The 13,533-nt window shown below is 44.6% G+C and carries 11 protein-coding genes; 7 read left to right on the top strand and 4 right to left on the bottom strand.

From position 1 onward, the window contains the following. Positions 1-47: 47 nt before the first annotated feature. The 3 genes from ACQSGY_RS02500 to ACQSGY_RS02490 all read right to left on the bottom strand — a co-directional run bounded on the left by ACQSGY_RS02500 (position 48) and on the right by ACQSGY_RS02490 (position 4,104). Positions 48-3,137, bottom strand: a complete 3,090-nt coding sequence (locus tag ACQSGY_RS02500) for a hybrid sensor histidine kinase/response regulator (RefSeq protein WP_427050525.1) — start codon at positions 3,135-3,137, stop codon at positions 48-50. A gap of 119 nt (positions 3,138-3,256) precedes the next feature. Next, positions 3,257-3,631 (bottom strand): LytR/AlgR family response regulator transcription factor, encoded by a 375-nt coding sequence (locus ACQSGY_RS02495; protein ID WP_427050524.1) that lies wholly within the window; start codon positions 3,629-3,631, stop codon positions 3,257-3,259. A 170-nt stretch (positions 3,632-3,801) separates the two neighbouring features. Next, positions 3,802-4,104, bottom strand: coding sequence for a hypothetical protein (locus ACQSGY_RS02490; RefSeq protein ID WP_216517117.1), 303 nt, complete (start codon positions 4,102-4,104; stop codon positions 3,802-3,804). A gap of 350 nt (positions 4,105-4,454) precedes the next feature. Here ACQSGY_RS02490 and ACQSGY_RS02485 point away from each other — a divergent pair, with 350 nt between their 5' ends. The 3 genes from ACQSGY_RS02485 (at position 4,455) to holA (ending at position 7,567) form a co-directional block, all read left to right on the top strand. Next, positions 4,455-5,003 carry an RNA polymerase sigma factor gene (locus ACQSGY_RS02485; RefSeq protein WP_111272157.1) on the top strand — a complete coding sequence of 183 codons (549 nt, stop codon included), beginning with the start codon at positions 4,455-4,457 and terminating at the stop codon, positions 5,001-5,003. Further along, positions 5,000-6,289, top strand: a complete 1,290-nt coding sequence (locus ACQSGY_RS02480; protein WP_427050523.1) for a zf-HC2 domain-containing protein — start codon at positions 5,000-5,002, stop codon at positions 6,287-6,289. The genes ACQSGY_RS02485 and ACQSGY_RS02480 overlap by 4 nt, the downstream gene beginning before the upstream one ends. A gap of 261 nt (positions 6,290-6,550) precedes the next feature. Then, positions 6,551-7,567 carry a DNA polymerase III subunit delta gene (holA, locus tag ACQSGY_RS02475; RefSeq protein WP_427050522.1) on the top strand — a complete coding sequence of 339 codons (1,017 nt, stop codon included), beginning with the start codon at positions 6,551-6,553 and terminating at the stop codon, positions 7,565-7,567. Positions 7,568-7,787: 220 nt separating this feature from the next. On the opposite strand, the gene rpsT is transcribed toward holA, so the two are convergent. Beyond that, a complete protein-coding gene (gene rpsT / locus ACQSGY_RS02470; protein ID WP_090914815.1) occupies positions 7,788-8,060 on the bottom strand; it encodes a 30S ribosomal protein S20 in 273 nt (90 codons plus the stop codon). Positions 8,061-8,234: 174 nt separating this feature from the next. On the opposite strand from rpsT, the gene gpr reads away from it, so the two are divergent. The 4 genes from gpr (at position 8,235) to lepA (ending at position 13,169) form a co-directional block, all read left to right on the top strand. Next, positions 8,235-9,236 carry a GPR endopeptidase gene (gpr, locus tag ACQSGY_RS02465; protein ID WP_216517123.1) on the top strand — a complete coding sequence of 334 codons (1,002 nt, stop codon included), beginning with the start codon at positions 8,235-8,237 and terminating at the stop codon, positions 9,234-9,236. 209 nt (positions 9,237-9,445) lie between these two features. Next, positions 9,446-10,738: a stage II sporulation protein P gene (locus tag ACQSGY_RS02460; RefSeq protein WP_427050521.1), complete on the top strand. Its 1,293-nt coding sequence runs from the start codon at positions 9,446-9,448 to the stop codon at positions 10,736-10,738. A gap of 72 nt (positions 10,739-10,810) precedes the next feature. Next, on the top strand, positions 10,811-11,176 hold the full coding sequence (locus ACQSGY_RS02455; RefSeq protein ID WP_427050520.1) for a DUF3679 domain-containing protein: 366 nt from the start codon (positions 10,811-10,813) through the stop codon (positions 11,174-11,176). Positions 11,177-11,354: 178 nt separating this feature from the next. Continuing rightward, the gene (gene lepA, locus ACQSGY_RS02450) at positions 11,355-13,169 is read left to right on the top strand and encodes a translation elongation factor 4 (protein ID WP_111272152.1); all 1,815 of its coding nucleotides are present in this window, start codon (positions 11,355-11,357) and stop codon (positions 13,167-13,169) included. Positions 13,170-13,533 lie beyond the last annotated feature (364 nt).

Genomic DNA, 13,533 nt, shown 5'->3' with positions numbered 1-13,533 from the left:
AGAACCACGATTCAACTCTGTCAGGTGGAATTGAGTCGTGATTCTTATTACCTTGGTACAATGAAGGATATCGTGGTTCCTTCGCCGGATATACTTTGAATCGTCAGGCCTTGTCCGTAAATTTTCTTGAGTCGTCGATCTGTATTGGTTATTCCGACACCGGATACTCCTGCTTTTTTCCTGCCATCGAATAGCGAAGAGCGTGTTTTATCATCCATACCGATACCGTTATCTTGAATGACGAATTGAACATAATCCTGTTTTTTTATAGCCGAAATGGTTAGCTTACCTCCTCTTGCACGCTTCAATATTCCGTGACGAATTGCATTTTCTGCAAGAGGCTGGATTGTTAATGGTGGAAGCTTAACATTCAGATCATCCGCAAAGTTCCATTCTACCTCCAACCGTTCTCCGAACCGTTCTTGTTCGATATATAAATATGCTCGCAGTAAATCAAGCTCATGAGACAGGGGGACCAAGCGTTCTAAATTATTCGAGTTAAAACTTCCCTTCAGATAATCACCAAATGCCTCAAGAAGTTTAATCATGCGATCAGAATCAATCACACTAAGCGAAACGATAGAATTGATGGTGTTAAATAAGAAATGAGGCTGAATCTGAGCCTGTAGCCATGCAGCTTCCATACGCAATTGCTCGTCAACGGATTGTTTAAAATGAATTAACGCACGAATTCTTGACTGTAACTCCAGCATTTCAACCGGTTTGGTCAAATAATCATTTGCTCCGGCAAGAAAGCCTGTATGAATATCTTCAGGTCTGTTCCTTGCTGTCAATAGCAGTATCGGCAGTTCGAAAATAGTGAATTTTTTACGTATCCTTTCCGTAAGCTCATAACCGGACATTTCGGGCATCATGATATCCGTGATAACCAGATCCCACTGATTATGGGATACTTCTCGCAGGGCATCATCAGCATTCGTTACCGCGATAACCTTATAGTGATCAAGTTCAATTAAAGACCTAATAACTTTCAAATTGATGGCATCATCATCCACTAAAAGAATGGATCCTGCGATACGGTCGATCTCGTGCATATTTTCTGAAGAGACCGCAGACTCCATATTGCCAATTATTGCGTGTTGTCCTGATGGAACGAAAGAATCATCCATGATCTTAACGTTGTCTAAGGCTTTGGTGGCAGAGGCCAAAGGTAAGGTGAAAGTAAAAACTGATCCTTCTCCCACTACAGATCTAAGCTCCAATGTTCCGCCATGGAGTTCAACTAAATTTTTGCATATGCTGAGACCCAGGCCTAAACCGCTGCCTTGAGATGTGATGCTGGAATCAGCTTGTTCGTACGGATAGAAAATCCTTTGTTGCATTTCCTCGTGAATCCCGATGCCTGTATCGATAATATGGATGTGAGCTAATTCATTCACGATTTCTGCATGAAGTGAAACATGTCCCTCTTTAGTGAATTTCAAAGCATTGTGCACTAAATTAAATATAATTTGAGTAAGGCGATTCTCATCTGCTGCCACGTTAGGCAATGAATCGGGAATCTCGTTCCGTAGCTGCACATTTCTGTTCGCTGTCATGTAGTTCAGCATGTGAACAACGACTTTTGCGATTGCAGGCAGCGACACACTTGTTGTATCCAGTGTTAGCCGGCTATCTTTAAGAAGGGAAATATCAATCAGGTCATCAAGCAGATGTGACATCCTTTGTCCAATTTTGGCAATCAGCTTCAAATCTTCATGATCAGGTGCATCCAGCTTGCTGCTCCTTCTAACGATGATGGATTGAATCATATTAATGATCGCATGAAGCGGGTTGCGAAGCTCATGTGACGTATTAGCAAGAAACTCATCTTTTTGCTTGTCCACTTTCTTGAGCACCTCCGCTTGTTTTTCGGCACGAATTGCAGTTTTAGTAAAGCGTACAAACCAGAAAGAGGCAAAAACAACAAAGGCTACTATAAGATCAATAGGGTAAAACGGCAAATCTTGATTCATCCATGACTTGAACAGTCCGCTGAATACCATATTGAATGATACGGCAACGCCGGCAAGTAATATGGAAATAGCGGCTTCTTGACCTGTTCTCACAGCCTGTCTTGAAATAATAGGTACAAGTAAAATGGCGGAAAACATGAAAATACTTAAAATCTTTGAGCTATAATCCAACCAAGCAAGAGGAAAGAAAAGGGTTGCAATTATATAGGTATAAAAGAAAATAGAGAAGCCGGAAATAAATTTTCTGAAATTATTCACCCTTAGTAAGTGCTTTGTACATAACACTAAACAGTATGAAAGGGCTGAGTACCCAATAATTCTCATACGTATCGCCCATTCAAAATTGATCGGGAGCCAACGAAGCATCATTCTGTCGTCATCTAATAACGTAACAAGTAAGGCAAAACAAATAATTCCGGCAAAATAAAAAAGTTCCTTCTTTCGGTGGCCGACGAAAAGCAGGATTATGACATACAACATGTGGAGCAGCAAAATAATAGCTACTAGCAATTGCATGTTTTCACTAAAATGTACTTCATTAATAACTGCGGATTGAGACCCAAATTTGATGGATTCAATAATGCCACCTTTGTTGTGATAGTGGAAATTACTCACCTGAATGATAATATCCATTGTGGACTGATCCACAGTCAAGTTACCTGTATACGGTACGACCTTGGAAATTGTTCGAATCGCCGTTTCATCAGGAGACCCCGATGCATATAAAAGCTTGCCATTCACATAAATGCGATAAGCTGATTTAATTTGAGGAATGTGAATCCCGTAGGATGTATTTGATTTGGGTAGTTGTACTTGTAGTCGATATGTACCGAAATTGGCTCCTGAACTTGTATCATTGTATGTACCGGGAACAATTGTCGAATTGGCAACACTAAATGTATCACTAATGGCTATGTCAGGGGAAATGAAGGTTTCGGGGTAGAAGTCCCATTCTCCATTCAGTGTAATTGTATGTTTATCATCAAAAACCCAGTTGGATAAATCAAATTTTCCCTGTTCTGCATGGGGCTGATTGGGCGGAGAGAACTCCGTATACCATAACAGTCTCATCCCAATTAAAGCTGCGGAGTAGATTAGGATTAACCAGGCCATTTTATGTTTTGCTAAGTTTTTTTGAGTACGCGTGAGCAATGTCAACATGAACAATCCTTTTCAAACGTAATAGGGTCAGCAAAGATTCTTATCATTTTAAGCTTTAAGGGAGTTGTGTTTTTGCCATTCCTTAAACCAATGTTGAATATCGCCTCGTACAGGATCATTCACATGGATGGTATGACTTCGTTGATACGATGCATTGTTTTGGACAACCGGTCAAAACGAATTGGTTTTACAATATAATCAATTGCGTTTAAATCAAAGCCCTCGACAGCGTACTCTTGATTAGCGGTAATAAATACGACCTTCAGATCAGGATTATATTCCAACATTCGTTCGGCGAGTTCAATTCCATTTATCTCGGGCAGCTCAATATCGATAAACGCTATATCCACTTTGGTATGCTTCACTAGTTCGATGGCATCGTAAGGGTTAGTGAGTTTACTGATGATTTCCAGGATGAAATGGTCCATCTTCATTAATTGAAACTCCAAATAAGACAAGGCTAAAAGTTCATCGTCAACAAGAATAGCTTTCATTTCAAAATACTCCTTATATAGAGTCTATTTAATATATCTATTTTATCATGGATGTTGAATAAGGGCATGAAAAAAAAGCCTCCTTCTCCAACACACTCTTTTAAAGAGTATTTTGAAAAAGAGGCTTTTTCATATCCGACCTGATCAATGAATAATAATGAAAGTGTTGATTATTCTACGCCGTCCTTAAAATGTTTGCTCCAATGTTTGTCGCCTTTGTGCAAAATGTCTTCGACTGTTTTTTCCAGCGTCATCAGAAGCTGGGCTCTGATATCAAGTACAGTTTCTCTGTACAAACGCTCTTCCGATCCGACAATTTTATCGCCGTATAACGCTTGTGCAGCAACATATTTGCGATGCTCTTCAACCAGTGTATCAATGGATTCCAAAGCGTGCTCCACAAAGTGGGAAATGCTTTGATATTCTTTTGGCATTTGTTCTTTTAATTCCTGAATTTTCGCTAGAGCTGGCATGCTCATCACCTCGTGTTATGAATGTAAATTTACAATACACTATTTTCATGAAAATTGCATTAAAAAAACCTTAAGTTTTGAACAAATTTCGACTTTTTTATTTTTGGCCCTTAAAAAGTACTTAACCATAATGTATGTCATTGCATTTGTTTTGAGTCGTGTAAGTACTGGAATTCCGTGATGACAGACGTTTGGTGACTACGTTTGCATTTTCTGTTATTCTAAGATAAGATTCAGCGGCCCTTATACATAAGCCGTTATTTTGTGATGGAAAATTAAAATATACTTAACTTTGCAACAATTTTATCGATGATCACGTCAGTAAGGTTGCAGGGAGAGGGGGATCCTTTGTGGTAGAGCCGGAACTCATCAGAGCCGCTCAATCGGGCGATCGCGACGCTCTAATTACCCTATTGCGGGAGATTGAACAGCATGTCTATCGTACCGCATATTACATTCTAAATAATGAACAGGATGCCTTGGATGCTGCGCAGGAAGCGTTGATCCGAATTTACACCAAGATTAATTCTTATGAAGAGAAAGCCCAGTTCAAAACCTGGGTGCAGCGCATCGTCACCAACATCTGTATTGACAAGTTCAGAAGAACCAAGCCATCTGTATCCATTGATGAGCATGAAATGGTTTTTCAGGATAAACAGAATGTGGAATTCGAAGTGATGTCCACTTATGTGGCGAAGGATATACAAGAAGCGATCAACAAGCTGCCAGAGCATCATCGGACCGTCATTGTTCTAAGATATTTGCAGGATTTATCCTACAACGAAATTGCGGATTGTCTCGATCTTCCGCTAAATACGGTGAAGTCTTACTTATTTAGAGCCAGACAACAGTTACAAAATCTACTACAGGAGTATCAGAAAGGTGGTGTGACAGGATGAAATGCGAAGAGGTGGTGGAATGGATGCACCGGTATCTGGATCATGATCTGGGCGAGGCGGAAACGACGCAAATGCTGCAGCATGTGGCCAAGTGTCCGGAGTGCGCCGAAAATTTTAGCATGCTTAGAGCTCTATCCAGAGAACTGGAAGATTTGCCTAAAGTAAGCCCCAAGTTTAGTCTGGTTGATGCAATTATGCCTCAATTGGATGCAATTGATGAAGCGCGCAAGGAACAGAGCAGTACTGTACAAGAAATGAGTCCTGTCCCTGCGGCATTTGAGAATTTGCAGCGTTCCAGCTCAGGAGAACGAAAAGCCAAAACCAAATGGTTTAATTCGATGGCAGGTCGCATGTCGATGGGTGCAGCAGCAGCGGCTGTTGTATTAGGTTTCGCCATATTTGGTTATAAGCCTGAACAGATCGAGAATGCAGACTCCATGATGATGAAGTCGGGGGCATCTCAAGAAAGCAATGCCGGTCAGTCTGCTCTTAGCATGGAAGTGAATAATGACCAAGGCAGCTCACCCTCTCAGGAAGAGGGCGGTGTAACTGCGCCTGATTCAAATGATCTGCTCCAGAAACGATCTGAACAGTCGCAAAAAGATCAACCTGAAGCAGGTAGTGGTACTGAAACGCAAGCACCAGATCATCAGACGGACCAGAAACCTGCGGAGTCTTCTACCAGAGGAGCGGCTGCCCCCGATGAGGGTAAGCAGGAAGGCAGCCCTTCGGTGGATGCGACCCCTTCCACGAAAAATGAAAAACCTAATCAGGGCCTGGAGCAGAAGCAGCCTGATACCAATACAGGTAATGGTGCTGATTCCAATGCCACGGACCAAAAAAGTATGCCTGAACAGAATGATCAAGCAGATGATACCTTTTCAGCACAAACGATAATTCCTAATGAGGATGCACCGGCTCGAGGAATAACCAGCAATGACTCAGGAGCGGGTGAGGATGCAGCTGCCGGACAACAATCGCAAGGGTTAACGGCCCCTGATCCAGGAAACACAGGACCGGATGAAACAACAGCAAAAGAATGGAAATCGCCTGACGGGGCGTATGTAGTTATGCTGATAGGTGACCAGTTAAGTGTTTATGCAAAATCTGCAAATGATCCAGATGTGCTGAATCTGGTTGAGCAGCGAAATGTTGAGGGAACATTGAAATCAGCAAGCTGGTCCCAGGACGGCAAACAGTTCAGTTATGAAACGGACAAAGACGGAACAACCACGAAGAATTCCTTCAAGCCGAATGCAGCTTCGGAAACACCGCCTGCAAAATAGGCATGAAATCTCAAGTGAAACCTATTTTGAATACAACAAAGAACCTTTCGTTATGACAAGCATATACTAAAATTAACTACAGAGTATTCTATCACTGATCCAACTGACGTCGTATGACCGCGCACTGGTTATTTCTAGAATGGCTGGTGTCTGCGTTTATATAGATGCAGAACAGGGGGCCTTTATCCATAAACGGATGAAGGTCCCTTTGTTGTCTTGTGTTTTTTCTGGTAGGATAAGAAGCATAAGGAGGCACGGTGAATGGATGTCAAAAGTGCAACAAAGGCAATACGCAGTGGAGATCCGGCGTCAATCTACGTGTTGTACGGAACGGAGAAGTATCAGATCCAGCAATTTACGGAGATGCTGAAAACACAGGTCATTGAAGAGGAACATCAGGATTTTGCTGTTATCCCTTATGATCTCTCCGAAACACCGATTGAAGCTGTTGTGGAAGAAGCAGAAACGGTTCCCTTTCTCGTTCCGCGCAAATTGATTATTGTCAGGGACACCAGCTTGTTTACTGCGGGAAAAGAATCGAAAATAGAGCATCAGGTCGATCGTTTGATTACATATATGGATAATCCGGCTGATTACAGCACGATCGTTTTTTTGGCGCAGGGCGATAAGCTGGACGAGCGGAAAAAGCTGGTGAAGGCTGCCAAGAAACAGGCGGTAGTATTAGCGTTTGCTCCGTTAAGTGGAGAAGAACTAGTGCAGTGGATTGTGAAGCTTGCGAAGCAGCGGGACGTTGTCTTTGAAGCGGGCGCAGCAGATACGCTGATTAGTTATGCTGGAACCGGGCTGCAGACGTTATCCGCCGAGGTGGATAAGCTTTGTTTGTTTGCTGGCAGCGGAGGCGCGATTCGACGTGCAGATATTGAGTCACTCGTGGCGCGAAGCACCGAGCAAAACGTGTTTGCATTGGTGGAGGAGTTAGCGAATTTGAGGCTGGAAAAGGCACTTGCACTCTTCTATGAGCTGCTGAAGCAGCGAGAGGAGCCGATTAAAATTGCAGCGCTCATTGCCCGTCAATTTCGTATTATGATTCAGGTGAAGGAACTGGGACAGCAGAGCTACTCACAGCAGCAGATTGCCAGTCAGCTCGGGCTGCACCCGTATGCCGTGAAAATCGCCGGGGAACAGGCTCGCAAATTTGAAGCGGATCGTCTGCGCAAGATACTCAGTCACTTGAGCGAACTCGATTATCAGATGAAAACGGGTGCTGTGGACAAAGTGCTGGGTCTGGAGCTGTTTTTGTTAAGACTTGGCGCGTGAGGTTTATGTAAGTATCGAGAATATAATCGCAAAAAAACAACCTGTGCGTTTTCCAAAGTAAAGTATGCAGAAATGAATTCAGACATACGGCTTGGAAGTGGCCTCAGGTTGTTTTTTTATTTCCTATGTTTTTGTGTCTTCTCGGCGGAACAGATGCTAAAAAATCCTGAAAGCCCATGCTGTTCAGGATTTTTCCATTGGTTCGTATAAGTAACGCTTCTTACGCTTGTGCGGAAAGAGCGTTCAGTTTTTTCGCCAAGCGAGACTTTTTGCGTGCAGCTGCATTTTTGTGAACCAGACCTTTAGTTACAGCCTTGTCCAGCTTTTTGGAAGCAGCTTGAATCGCAGCTTTCGCAGTTTCAACTTCGTTGCTTACCAGAGCAGCATCAGCAGCTTTAACAGCTGTGCGGAGTGCAGACTTCTGAGAAGCGTTGAGTGCGCGGCGCTTGTCGCTCGTTTTTACGCGTTTAACAGCGGATTTGATGTTTGGCATTACATTCACCTCCTGTAAGGCATTCGCATGAATACAAACGTTTCACAACTTAAAATATTCTATCACGCTAGCATGTAAATTGCAACAGATTTTGCATGGTTGTTCAGCAGAGTGCATAAAGCCCGTCTTTTTCCCACACAATATGCTCAAATGGTTCAAGGGAGGCAGCGAAAGATGACATTGGATTTGCAAAACTACACCGTGCGCACCGATTTGGCAATTGATTCAAAAGAAATGGCACAAGGCAGCCAGAAACAAACGATTCCCGGACTGCGTGAAGATGTGGATACCAAAGATGGCATTACGATCACCCGCATAGATGTTCTGAATGATGAAGCCGCAAAAGCGATTGGGCGTGTCAAAGGTCACTATGTCACACTTGAGGTGCCTTCCCTTCGTAACGGGGATACCGATCTGCAGGAGCGGGTAGCTGCGGAATTCACACGTGAAATGGAAAATTTCATGCTGAAGGCTGGAATTAATAAAACATCCAAAGTGCTGATTGTAGGCTTGGGTAACCTGAATGTGACCCCGGATTCTCTCGGTCCATTGGTTGTGGAAAATTTAATGGTTACTCGCCAGTATTTCGAACTGGTACCTGATCAGGTAGCCCCCGGATATCGTGAGGTCAGCGCAATTGCTCCGGGTGTGCTTGGTACAACGGGGATTGAGTCGAGTGACATTGTGCAGGGCATTGTTGAACGTACCCGTCCTGATGCCATTATCGCTATAGATGCACTGGCCTCCCGCTCTCTTGAACGTGTGAACACTACCATTCAGGTGGCGGATATTGGTATTCATCCAGGCTCTGGCATCGGTAACAAACGTCGCGGATTAACGAAGGAAATTCTGGGTGTTCCCTGCATTGCCATCGGCGTGCCAACCGTATGTTATGCCTCCACCATCGTTAATAATGTCATTGAGATGATGCGTTCTCATTTCCGGCAGGAAACGGATCAGACGAAACAAATCATGGGCATGCTCGATGACATCAGTGAAGAAGATCGCTTGAGTCTGGTAAAAGAAGTGCTTGAGCCGCTCGGTCATGATCTCATCGTGACACCGAAGGAGATTGACGAGTTTATCGAGGGCATCGCCAACGTTATTGCAACGGGCTTGAATGCTGCACTCCACGAAGCTGTACATCCAGGAAACGTTGCGGCGTATACGCATTAGGAAAGCTCCTGTACCTTTGCATATCCTTTCAAGGGTACTTCCCTCATTTCTCCATATCTGCTTCTAAAATGAACATCCATGAAGAAGGTCCGAATCTAGCGGGCTTTCTTTTTTTGTTCAATTAATCTTCTACTTCTTGTTCTATCAAATTGCACACGCTCATAGAGTTGAAGTATAAGAGTTGTCCAGCAAGGGAAGGAGACAGAAGAATGAACAAGATCCTGGCATGGAACATCGGCAAGTGGAAAAAAAGATGTCTGCATGTGCTGGCCATGGGCCGTACACTATTGTTGCTTATGATAATATCCGCCCTCTTTTTTGTTGCACTGGGGCTTGGTGGAATGGCCGAGAAACGGCTGAACAGCTCACCCGTTTCTTCAATGAAAGGATTCGCAGGATCGGTCTCCAGTCGATTTTTTGTAGATATGCTGGGCATGGAGATGCCTCATCTCACCCAAAAGGAGCAGAATTCTGCGATCTCCGGTGAAAATCTGACCTCTTTTGTATTCCAACTGCTGACTAATGTCAATCCGCAGGACCCGAAAAGCCTGATTGCACGTGAGATGCCGGGCATGGGAGCAAATCAGCCGGTCCTGCTCCGGCCCGGGTCGGGAAATACGAAGGCAGAAGCGCCTGAAGATTATCAGCCGGGTCCGGGACTTACCGAAACAGCCTCATCGGGCGAAGGCAAGCCTGGAAGTGATCTGCATCTTCCTCCGGGTCAGGACAACACACCTTCTTCAGGGGAAGATAACACAAATTCTGGGGTGGATGATGGAGATCCGCCATCCAAAGGCAGCGGACAAGACAAAGGCAATGCCGCTATTGCTAAAAAGTCGGTGCTGATCTATCACTCTCATCCTCGTGAGGGGTATAATCCACTGCTTGGCACGAACAGTGACAATCCTTCCTCCGGCAAGCCAACAGGCAATGTTTTTCAAGTAGGGACGTATCTGTCTGACAGCCTGCAGAAGCTGGGCATTGGTGTTGAACATGCTCAGGAGGATTACCAGACTAAAGTAAAAGATTACAACTGGAACTTCTCTTACAAATATTCAAGGCAAACCGTCAAGGCGGCACTCGCTCAGAATGATGATCTGACGTATCTAATTGATATTCATCGCGATTCGCAGCGGCATAAAAAAACGACAACAATAATCGGTGATCAGAGCTATGCCAAGGTATACTTCATCATCGGTCATGAGAATCCGAACTGGCGCAAGAATGAAGCCTTTGCCGCAAAAATCCATAAAAAGCTGGAGGCGAAATATCCAGGGGTGTCCCGAGGAGTGTGGGGTAAAAATGGCGGTGGAGGCAACAATGGAGAATATAATCAGACGCTTTCCCCTAACAGCATTTTGATCGAAATCGGGGGCATCGACAATACGGCGGCCGAGCTCAAACGAACGTCCAAAGTTCTTGCTGACATGATCGCAGAAGTGTACTGGGAAGAGCAGAACGTGGATAAAGCCAGTGCAAAGCCGGCATCCAAGAATGGGTAGTGATCTAGTAATCTCGTGATCCCGGAACAGACTTGAATTTTATTCATCCTATACAAGAGGGAGGAAGACAAGATGTCCAGATTCGGCAAAAAGATGTTATCTGTCAGCGTGCTTATGCTGCTTGGCGTGCTGCTTGGCATGCAACTGGCGGGTAATGGTTTTCAGCAGAACAAACCACCTGCGGAAAGCATTCCGGCAATGGCTACTACTACTGAATCGACGCCGGTGCAAAATGAGTCTGCACCTGCTGGAACTGCTCCATCTGAGGTGAAGAAGCAGCCTTTTGTTCCTGTCCAGACTCCAAGCCAGGTGCTTGGGGCAGATCAACATAAACCTCCAGTCGATGTGCTCGCAGACAAAACAGCGGGCCTGCTGCAAAACCTGTCGAACAGCGGCATCAAGTGGGTCGTCTCTCTTTTTGGCGGAGTTGATGAATAAAAGTGAATAGAAGTGGAGGGAAAGGATGAATAGAAGCTGATGGAATAACGGTAAACTAAACTTTCAGGACGTTAATCCAGTGTGCTTTGTTATGAAGTTGAACATGATGGGATTGATGCACCTTGCAGCAACTGTTATAATGAAGTGATTGACACTAGGCTGTTTCTGGGGGTAAGGAATGACTGACATTCGGGAAAGACAACGTAAAATTCGTAACTTTTCAATTATTGCACATATAGATCACGGTAAATCGACACTTGCGGACCGGATCTTGGAGTACACAGGTGCGCTGACTTCACGTGAAATGCAGGAGCAAGTGCTGGATCAGATGGATCTGGAGCGTGAACGTGGAATTACGATCAAGCTGCAGGCGGTTGCTTTGAATTACAAAGCGGACGACGGTGAAGAATACCTGCTGAATCTCATTGACACACCAGGACACGTAGACTTTACGTACGAGGTATCACGAAGTCTTGCTGCTTGTGAAGGGGCATTGCTCGTTGTTGATGCCGCTCAAGGGATTGAAGCCCAGACGCTGGCTAACGTATACCTTGCACTGGATAACAATCTGGAGATTCTTCCGGTCATCAACAAAATCGACTTGCCAAGTGCTGACCCGGAGCGGGTGAAGCAGGAAGTTGAAGACGTCATCGGTCTGGATACAAGCAACGCCGTACTCGCATCTGCTAAGGCGGGCATCGGTATCAAGGAAATTCTGGAGCAAGTGGTACAGAGTGTACCTGCACCAGTAGGTGATCCGGACCAGCCGCTGAAAGCGCTGATCTTTGACTCGCACTATGACCCTTACAAAGGGGTTATCGTCTATGTGCGTGTTATTGATGGCAAAATTAAAGCAGGCTCCAAAATTAAAATGATGGCGACAAACAAATCGTTCGAGGTCATTGAAGTAGGTGCGTTCAAGCCACGTATGACGATTGTGGACGAGCTGAACGTGGGTGACGTAGGATTCATCGTTGCGGGTATCCGTCATGTAGGCGATACACAGGTCGGGGATACCGTTACCGATGCGAAAAATCCAACTCCTGAACCACTTCCCGGTTATCGTAAAATTAATCCAATGGTATACTGCGGTCTGTATCCGATTGAGACTTCGGACTATGTGGATTTGCGTGAAGCATTGGAGAAGCTGCAGCTGAATGATGCATCGCTCAGCTTTGAGCCGGAAACTTCCAGTGCTCTGGGCTTTGGATTCCGCTGCGGATTCCTGGGTTTGCTGCATATGGACGTTATTCAGGAGCGGATCGAGCGTGAATTCAACATTCCGTTGATCACAACGGCTCCGAGCGTAATTTACCACGTAACGTTGACCAATGGTGAGATGATTCAGATTGATAATCCATCCAACTATCCTGAAGTAGGACGGATTGATTATGTTGAGGAGCCTTATGTGAAGGCCTCAATCATCGTACCGAATGATTATGTGGGAACAATTATGGAGCTGTGCCAGAATAAACGTGGCGAATTTATTAATATGGAATATATGGACACAACACGGGTTACGATTACATATGAGATCCCGTTGTCCGAGATCGTATATGACTTCTTCGACCAGTTGAAATCAAGCACCAAAGGTTATGCTTCCTTCGACTACGAGCTGTCTGGCTATCGCCAGTCCAATCTGGTGAAAATGGACATTCTGCTTAATGGCGAACAGGTCGATGCCTTGTCCTTTATCGTTCACAGAGACCGCGCATACAATCGCGGCCGTATCATCTGTGAGAAGCTGCGCGAGCTGATCCCACGGCAAATGTTTGAAGTGCCGATTCAGGCATCCGTAGGCACCAAGGTTGTTGCCCGTGAAACGGTTAAAGCGATGCGCAAAAACGTACTTGCCAAGTGTTACGGCGGTGACATCTCGCGGAAACGGAAGCTGCTTGAGAAGCAGAAGGAAGGTAAGAAGCGGATGAAGCAGGTTGGTAACGTAGAGGTGCCGCAGGAGGCATTTATGGCGGTACTGAAAATTGATGATTAAAAATGCAATCTCCGGGTACAACAAAACCTTGTGTATCGGAGACTGCATTAAAAATTCAATTTTGGATACAGCACGGAGCGTGCGTATCGAAACTGAATTATAGGTATGCAAACTAGATAAGTTAAACTATTCTTTTACACATTAACGGAGAGGACAGAAAAAAACTGGAAAAGCGAAGCGGTTGCCTTTATCACCGGATTTTCCCCTTTGTAAAGGGAATTGAAAAAAATCTGGGCATAACAGCGATTGGAAGGTTATTCTGTCATCGGAGTGGATTGTGTAAATTCTATGGTTCATCTTATATAGATTAAAATTTAGCTGAAAGGGAAGCCAAATGGCTTCCTTTTTTCAAATAGAGGGGGAC

The sequence above is a fragment of the Paenibacillus sp. TC-CSREp1 genome (assembly GCF_050171015.1).
Lineage (GTDB): Bacteria > Bacillota > Bacilli > Paenibacillales > Paenibacillaceae > Paenibacillus > Paenibacillus silvae.
The sequence above is the reverse complement of the archived record's forward strand: the minus strand, read 5'-3'. Positions and strand labels throughout refer to the sequence as shown.